9 protein-coding genes are annotated in these 7668 nt (G+C 38.0%); 7 read left to right on the plus strand and 2 right to left on the minus strand.

Annotation, left to right across the window (positions count from 1 at the left end):
• Positions 1 to 41: 41 nt before the first annotated feature.
• Entirely contained in the window at positions 42 to 1466 is a 1425-nt protein-coding gene (locus CXF89_RS20645; protein WP_121955634.1) for a sodium-dependent transporter, read from the minus strand.
• Between the two features lie 189 nt (positions 1467 to 1655).
• Here CXF89_RS20645 and CXF89_RS20650 point away from each other — a divergent pair, with 189 nt between their 5' ends.
• The 6 genes from CXF89_RS20650 to CXF89_RS20675 all read left to right on the plus strand — a co-directional run bounded on the left by CXF89_RS20650 (position 1656) and on the right by CXF89_RS20675 (position 6149).
• On the plus strand, positions 1656 to 1958 hold the full coding sequence (locus CXF89_RS20650) for a YciI family protein (RefSeq protein ID WP_010552536.1): 303 nt from the start codon (positions 1656 to 1658) through the stop codon (positions 1956 to 1958).
• 162 nt (positions 1959 to 2120) lie between these two features.
• Positions 2121 to 2378 (plus strand): PepSY domain-containing protein, encoded by a 258-nt coding sequence (locus CXF89_RS20655; protein WP_024594903.1) that lies wholly within the window; start codon positions 2121 to 2123, stop codon positions 2376 to 2378.
• Positions 2379 to 2380: 2 nt separating this feature from the next.
• A complete protein-coding gene (locus tag CXF89_RS20660; protein ID WP_007375447.1) occupies positions 2381 to 3055 on the plus strand; it encodes a response regulator transcription factor in 675 nt (224 codons plus the stop codon).
• Complete coding sequence (locus tag CXF89_RS20665; protein WP_121955635.1) at positions 3049 to 4386, plus strand: ATP-binding protein; 1338 nt, start codon at positions 3049 to 3051, stop codon at positions 4384 to 4386. The genes CXF89_RS20660 and CXF89_RS20665 overlap by 7 nt, the downstream gene beginning before the upstream one ends.
• The gene (locus CXF89_RS20670) at positions 4373 to 4783 is read left to right on the plus strand and encodes a hypothetical protein (RefSeq protein ID WP_007585278.1); all 411 of its coding nucleotides are present in this window, start codon (positions 4373 to 4375) and stop codon (positions 4781 to 4783) included. Before CXF89_RS20665 ends, CXF89_RS20670 begins: the two co-directional genes overlap by 14 nt.
• Positions 4784 to 5069: 286 nt before the next feature.
• Positions 5070 to 6149 (plus strand): flavin monoamine oxidase family protein, encoded by a 1080-nt coding sequence (locus CXF89_RS20675; RefSeq protein ID WP_121955636.1) that lies wholly within the window; start codon positions 5070 to 5072, stop codon positions 6147 to 6149.
• Positions 6150 to 6218: 69 nt separating this feature from the next.
• Here CXF89_RS20675 and CXF89_RS20680 read toward each other — a convergent pair whose 3' ends face one another.
• The gene (locus tag CXF89_RS20680; RefSeq protein WP_007585280.1) at positions 6219 to 7256 is read right to left on the minus strand and encodes an AI-2E family transporter; all 1038 of its coding nucleotides are present in this window, start codon (positions 7254 to 7256) and stop codon (positions 6219 to 6221) included.
• Positions 7257 to 7426: 170 nt separating this feature from the next.
• On the opposite strand from CXF89_RS20680, the gene CXF89_RS20685 reads away from it, so the two are divergent.
• The coding region (locus CXF89_RS20685; protein WP_121955637.1) for an NAD-dependent epimerase/dehydratase family protein at positions 7427 to 7668 on the plus strand (242 nt) is incomplete at its 3' end.

Here is a 7668-nt window from a genome sequence, read left to right on the forward strand (position 1 = left end):
AGCGGCATTTTATTATTCAATAAGCTTTTAAAGAGGTCTATTTAAAAACCAAATATTTTTAAATCAAAAAACTTAGTCGCCACTGTATTAATAAATATCACAGCTAAAATAACAGGAATAAACGTTGAAAGTGAAAAGTTAACGTATTTTTCCATAAAGCTTCCCGCATAATTAGGCGAACCTAAGCTTAGCTCTTGTGTTAAACGTGCTTTTTTCCAGCGGTACATTACAAACAAACACACCATTAAGCCATTAAGCGGTAAAATTGTGTCGTAAAATACATCAACAATAATATCAAAAAAGCTCTTATTAACGCCGCCATAACTGGTGAACGAAGTAAGGCTGTCAATCATACCAAACGACATTGTACATAAAATAGTAAGTACACCGGTTGAAAGTGTAAGGATGCCCAATGCTTTTTTACGGCTAATACCTTTACGGTCACTTAGTGTTGCTGTCGGTACCTCTACTATTGAAACAAGTGAAGTAATCGCTGCAAAAAATACTAATAAGAAGAATGAGAACGCAACAATAGACGCACCTACATAACCAATATCATTTTGCAGTGCTAATAATATTTTAGGTAGGTATACAAAAATCATTGATACAGACGAGTCAGAAAGTGCTGATGGGTCTGTGTTTGGATCAAAGCTAAATATAGCGGGCAACACCATTAGGCCCGCTACAAACGCAACGAGTGAGTCTGTAATAGCGACCATTTTAGCGCTACTTACAATGTCATCCTTTTTAGAAATGTACGACGCGTAAGTCATTAATATACCCATACCCAGCGATAGCGAGAAAAACGCTTGGCTTAATGCGCCATTAAGTACACTTGCACTCATCTTAGAAAAATCAGGAATAATGTAGTATTTAACACCGGCCATTGCGTTATCAAGCGTTAATACATAAGTAACTAGAGCTAGTAGCATAACTAATAAAGCGGGCATTAAAAATTTGGCGGCTTTTTCTATGCCTTGTTTAACACCACCTAACAAAATTAAGTTAACGATAATAACCACAACAGCCATATAACCAAACACAGTGTAACTATTAATAAAAACACCAAAGTGGCCAGGATCTGCAAGTAAATCTAAATTACCGAGGCCTGTTTGCGTTAAATAACCAAAGATCCAAACCGTAATCACCATATAAAATACAGCAATCATAAATGGTGTAAGCACCGCTAAAAAACCTGCTAGCTTCCATTTTTTATCGTTAGTAGATAATAGCTTGTACGAACCAAGTGGATCTTTTTGAGCGTTACGACCCATTGCCATTTCAGCCATCATGACTGGTAAACAAATGAACACGACAAATAAGGCGTAAATTAATAAGAATGCGCCACCACCATTTTTGGTAGCAGAAACCGGAAAACCAACTAAATTACCAATACCAACAGCCGAACCTGCCGCTGCCATTATGAATCCGAGACGGGAACTAAATCGTTCTCTATTTTCGCTCATGCATAAAACCTTTTTATTATTTTGTATATTTCAGCGACTCTACCAGTGTTACACAGAGATTTTCAAGCAATTACAGCTTAAAAATAAAATCGAAGTGTAAACCTGTGTAAATACGCTTTTAATTCACCAATTTTCAACGCTGTGGTAGTATTGCGTTAATCAAATTTAACAATTTTTATGAGATTCCTTATGTTGTACATGATTCACTCAACAGACGTTGAAAACAGCTTAGAGCTTAGAAAAGCAGCACGCCCGGCACATTTAGCACGCCTTAGTGAGCTTGATTCACAAAACCGTTTATTAACTGCGGGTCCGTTTCCGGCAGTCGATAGTGAAGATCCTCAAGAAGCAGGTTTTACCGGTTCATTAGTTGTTGCTGAGTTTGAGTCAATAGAAGCAGCTCGAGAGTGGGCCGCAGCTGACCCTTACGTTGCCGCTGGCATCTATGAAAATACAATTGTTAAACCTTTCAAAAAAGTGTTCCCTGCTTAAAAGTGTATTAAACCCTAAGAGCGTGTGTTGCACTGTAATTCAGGGTTTGTTCACAAGATTTTAATTAAAATTATCAGGATAAAAACGAATTTACCGTTTTTACTTGAATTTTAGTAACTTAGTTAATTAAACTAAGCGAGTCTGGTCTAGGAGTTTTCCATTATGCGCGTATTATTAAGCCTCGGTTTTATTGCTTGTGTTAGCTTAGCTAACTTTAGTCAAGCAGCAACCGCCACCCAAGCATCTCATGCTGAGGTGGACAAAAAGAAAGCCGTAATACTCGCAAAGAAAACAATTGGCGGTAAGACATTAAAGATCACTGAAAAAACAGATTTTTATACCGTACGAATACTCAAATCTGACGGCCACGTCGTTGATTTACATATTAATAAAAAAACCGGCGAAGTGAAAAAGGATTAAAAATGCGAATTTTAGTTATAGAAGACGATTTACATTTAGCAGATAACCTACGTAATGCCTTAGAAAAAGAACGTTACAGCGTGGATTTATGCCACGATGGTGAAGCAGGTCTTTTCCACATTACAGAATATCCGCTTGATATGGCCGTAGTTGATTTAGGTTTACCTAAAATAGACGGTATTGAGCTAATCAATAAAGCACGAGCACAAGGCATTACTATCCCTATTTTAATCTTAACAGCGCGCGATCGCTGGCAGGATAAGGTAGAAGGTTTAGATGCGGGTGCTGATGACTACCTTACTAAACCATTTCATGTTGAAGAACTTATTGCACGTTGTAATGCATTAATCCGTCGCAGTGCTGGTAAAGCAAATCCAGAAATGACTGCGGGTCCAATTAAAATTCATACACGTTCACAACAAGTATGGGTTGATGATAAAGAACTTAGCCTTACAGCTTACGAATATAAAGTACTTGAATACTTAATGGTAAACCCGCAAAAAGTAATTTCTAAATCAGAACTTACTGAGCATATTTACGACCAAGATTTCGACCTTGATTCAAACGTAATTGAAGTATTTGTACTACGTTTGCGTAAAAAGCTTGATCCAGAAGGCGTACTAAACCCAGTAGAAACACTACGTGGGCGTGGTTACAGGCTTAAAAGCCAGTGGTAATACCGCAAATATCGTTAAAAATAAGGCAAGGATTTATCCTTGTCTTTGTTTTATTAGTCGCACTCCCTATCTTATTTTATTCAATTGGCAAAGCGTATTACGCTTCACTTGTTGATGCGACAGAAAAAACCCTCGAGGCACAGCTCTACTCGCTAATATCTGAAGTCGACTTTACTGAGCATGGTATTATTATGCCCAGCACTATTTTAGCGCCTGAGTTAAACAGATTAAATTCAGATACCTACGCAATGATTTACCGCGATGATGACCCTGTTTGGAACTCAGAATCGGCTGTAAATTTAAACTATGTACCTCAACAAATAGAGACCAAAGCCGGTGCCGCCGACTTCAGGCGCGTGGAGTATAATAATACCGCGTACTGGCAACTTAGCCTGACTGTAATTTTAAACAACATAGATCAATCAGAACAAGCCCGCTTTATATTAGTTAAACGTAACGACGCTCTACTTCGTTTAATGGATGGCTTTAAGCAAACCCTTGTAGATTGGATGTTTATCATGGGGATTGCAATTGCAGGCCTAATGGCGATTGGTTTCATTTGGAGCGCTCGCCCACTCCAACGACTCGATAAAGAAATAAAAGCGATTGAATCGGGTGATATTCAAGAAATTAAAGGCCTCTACCCTGTGGAGCTGCAAACAATAAAAGCAGACCTAAACTTGCTACTTGAGTCGCAACAGCGCCAAAAAGAGCGCTACAGAGCCTCATTAAGCGACCTTGCTCATGCACTTAAAACACCGCTTGCGGTACTAAAATCAAGTCCATTGGCAAACGATGCCGATGCACAAGAACAACTCGACCGAATTAATGTGATGATCGAGCACCAATTAAAGCGTGCTGCAACCGGTGCATCAGACACGTGGAAAAAGCAAACACCTATTAAGCCAGTACTCGATTCAATACTCAGTGCTATGGCAAAAGTATACCGTGATAAAGATATTATTTTTACCTGCACCGTAACCGAAAAAGATTACTTTTTAGGTGACCAAACAGATTTAATGGAATTACTCGGTAACTTAATTGATAACGCCTGTAAAGCGTGTCGCTCGCAAGTAGAAATACAAGTAATCCAAAGTAAAACTCTGTGTATTGGAATTAGCGATGATGGCCCTGGTGTGCCAGAGGATAAACGTGAATCTTTACTTACACGTGGTACTCGCCTCGATACATACGAAAGCGGACACGGCGTAGGCATGGCGATTGTATCTGATTTAGTTAAGTCGTATAACGGGACGCTTACCATTACCGATGCTGATAACTTAGCCGGCGCTCAATTTATCTTAGAGTTTAATTACAATGACAAAAAGTAACTATTTATTAAAACTAACTGCCATTGTGCTATTAACCACAAGCCAGTACAGCTTTGCAGATGAAGCATGTACTTTAGCCGCTAAAGCAACAACCGATGAAGCTAAGCGGTATATTCAATGCCTAGATAGCCAGATCGATAAAGCAAAGCAAGCACAAGGCAGTTGGATACAAAAGCGCAAATATGAGCTAACTAAATCACAAGAAAGCACAGGCAATACGCAAGTATTGCCGTTATTTATGCGCAGCATTAAAAATAACGAAAAGTACCTTGAGAGTGCCTGCCAATGGCGTTACTTAATAAAACTTCCTAATGCGACAACAGCGGCCATTAGCTATAAACTCTGTGAAATTGAGCTTATAAATCAATTTACAGAATCACTAAAACACCCATTTTAACGTAACTTAAGCGCACTAAACTAGTTATACCAACCTGCATAAATCTTTGATCAATTTAACGAATTAAATTGCACTATAACGTCGTTAAAAATTTTTTATTTAGAACAACTAGATACAAAAATTTTTGCCTAGTTCTAGCGTAATTTTCTTAACGTTAAATAGACCTCGTATATAAGCAGATTGGTATTACGTTTCACTACTCGTTCCCTTTAGCCTACTTGACAATTTATTCATATCAAAACAAACTACCTACTAGTAGATTGCTAAATAGCTAATAGGTAAACAAATGACTAAACCAGTAATAATTATAGGTGGCGGACTGGCCGGCTTATACAGTGCGTATAAATTACAACTGCTTAATATTGAGTACTTATTACTGGAAGCTAAATCGCAATTAGGCGGCCGAATTTTTGCTGCGCAATCACCAATAAATAACGATGTTAGTTTTGATTTGGGTCCTACGTGGATATTTCCTCACCAACCAAAAATCCAAGCTTTAGTAAAGTCACTCCACTTAAGTATATTTGAGCAATACAACAAAGGTGATGTGTTATATCAAGCACCTAACTCCAAGCAGCCTCAACAAATTGCAGGTGCTGGAGATATGCAGTTATTTAGGCTTAAGCACGGCATGAATACCTTAATAACTGCCTTATACGAGCAACTTAACCCTGATTCAGTGTTATTAGAACACAATGTTACTGAGCTTAAAAAAGGTGATAATAACTGGCAAATTACAGTTAATCACTTAGGTAATATAAAGCACTTTACTACTGAAAAACTAATTTCAGCTATTCCTGCTCGTATGGTTACAACACACTTAACACCTGAACTATGGGCTACTCCAACGCTCATAAACCGTCTTAGTAGTGTACCTACATGGATGGCAGGACAAGCCAAATTTATAGCTACTTTTGAACATGCATTTTGGCGTGATAAAAACTTATCAGGACAATGCTTTAGTCGCGTAGGCCCAATGGTCGAAATTCACGATGCCAGTGCTGAAGATGGCAATTACGCCGCATTATTTGGCTTTATAGGTGTGCCCTACTTATCACGAAACCAAGTAACTAAAGAGCAATTAATTCAAGCCTGTGCCCAGCAGCTTAGCTACTTTTATGGTAAAGATGCTGAAAAGGCAACGGGGTATTTTATTAAAGACTGGGCAGACGATAAGTTTGTAGCTAATAGAGACGATCAAACTCAGCCTTCGCAGCACCCAGAATTTGATTTTTCAGGCTTAGATGAGCAATTAAATAACTTGAACATTCATTTTGTAGCGAGTGAGTTTGCAAAACAAGAAGCAGGATATTTAGAAGGCGCAATAAACGCGGTGGATGACGCTATTAAATTGTTTGTTAATTAATAGCCCTGTATTTACTGATAACTTAACCATCAAGGGCTTTAATTTTACAGCCCTTGATAGTTATAGATGTTAGTTATTTTTAGCAACGTCTTCGCCACTGCCTAGTAGAGTGGCAACCCACTTACCTTCAGCACTGGCTTCTAAGCCTATTTTTACAATCATAGTTAAGGGCACAGATAAAAGCATACCCACAGTACCTAATAACCAGCCCCAAAATATTAATGATAAAAATACCACTAGCGTTGAAAGACCCAGCCCTTTGCCCAAAAACTTAGGCTCTACAATATTGCCCATCACCGTATTTATTGTTAAATAACCTGCAGCAACCAATCCCGCAATTAACGGACCTTGAGTAATAAGCGCAAGTAATACAGCCGGTACAGCCGCAATAATTGACCCAATATTAGGAATGTAATTGAACATAAATGCCAATACCCCCCACAGCACAAAGTAGTCAACGTCTAAAATCCATAAGTAAAACGCAGCAATAATACCCGTACCTAAACTTACTAGTGTTTTAATTGCCAGATATGAATTAATAGACTCTAAAAAGCGGTCAATTTGCTTCATTTTGCTATCGGGATCTTCAAGTGCCATGTGTATTTTTTTGCTCAGCATTGGCCCTTCAAACAACATAAAAACAACGGTTAAAATAATTAAAAACATGTTTGCCATTACGCCACCTAAACCGGTGAGCATATTAGTGGCTACATCAACCATTTTACCTGGGTCGAACATATTGATTAACTGTTCTTTATTAATCAGTATGTTGTATTGAGATGCTAAATCTACAAGCCATACAAATTCTTCTTTGAGTTGTGTTTTATACTCAGGAAGTTGCTGCGAAAAATCGTTTATTGATTGCCCTACAAGCCCGCCAAGGCTTACACCTAAGCCAACTATAATAAGCACTACCAACATAACAGCAATCCCTTTAGGAATTCGGTAGCGCGCAAAAAACTTGATAAGCGGATTACAAATAATGGCAATAAACGCCGCCAAAATAAACGGAATAATAATTACACTTGCCGCTTTTATCCCCGCGAGTACGACCACTAAGGAAGCAAAAACTATTAAGCTTTTATTTACTCCAGTTAAACTTGCCAATTTATTAATCCTTTTATTAATGATATGGCTTTAGTGTAAGGCAAAAGGTAATTAAATGAAATAATTACGAAGTGATCATAAAAGCCTGTTTTACGTATAAATTTGCAAAGCTGTTTGCTAGCGAGTATGTTTTTTAATCACTTGCTACTATTTTATTGTAAGGATTAATAATGCATATATTTGTTACTGGCGCGACGGGATTAATTGGTAAGCACTTATGCCCTTTTTTACTTCATCATAATACTGTTACTGTGCTTAGCCGAAACCCGACTAAAGCAAACGTATTATTGGGCCATAAAGTTAAAGCCGTAAGCAATGTCAATGCAGTAGATTTTAACACTGTTGATATTATTATTAATTTAGCTGGCGAACCTATTGTAAATAAACGCTGGAGCGACAAACAAAAGCAAAT

Origin of the sequence: Pseudoalteromonas sp. MelDa3, from assembly GCF_002863625.1 — a bacterium.
Classification (GTDB): Bacteria; Pseudomonadota; Gammaproteobacteria; order Enterobacterales; family Alteromonadaceae; genus Pseudoalteromonas; species Pseudoalteromonas arctica.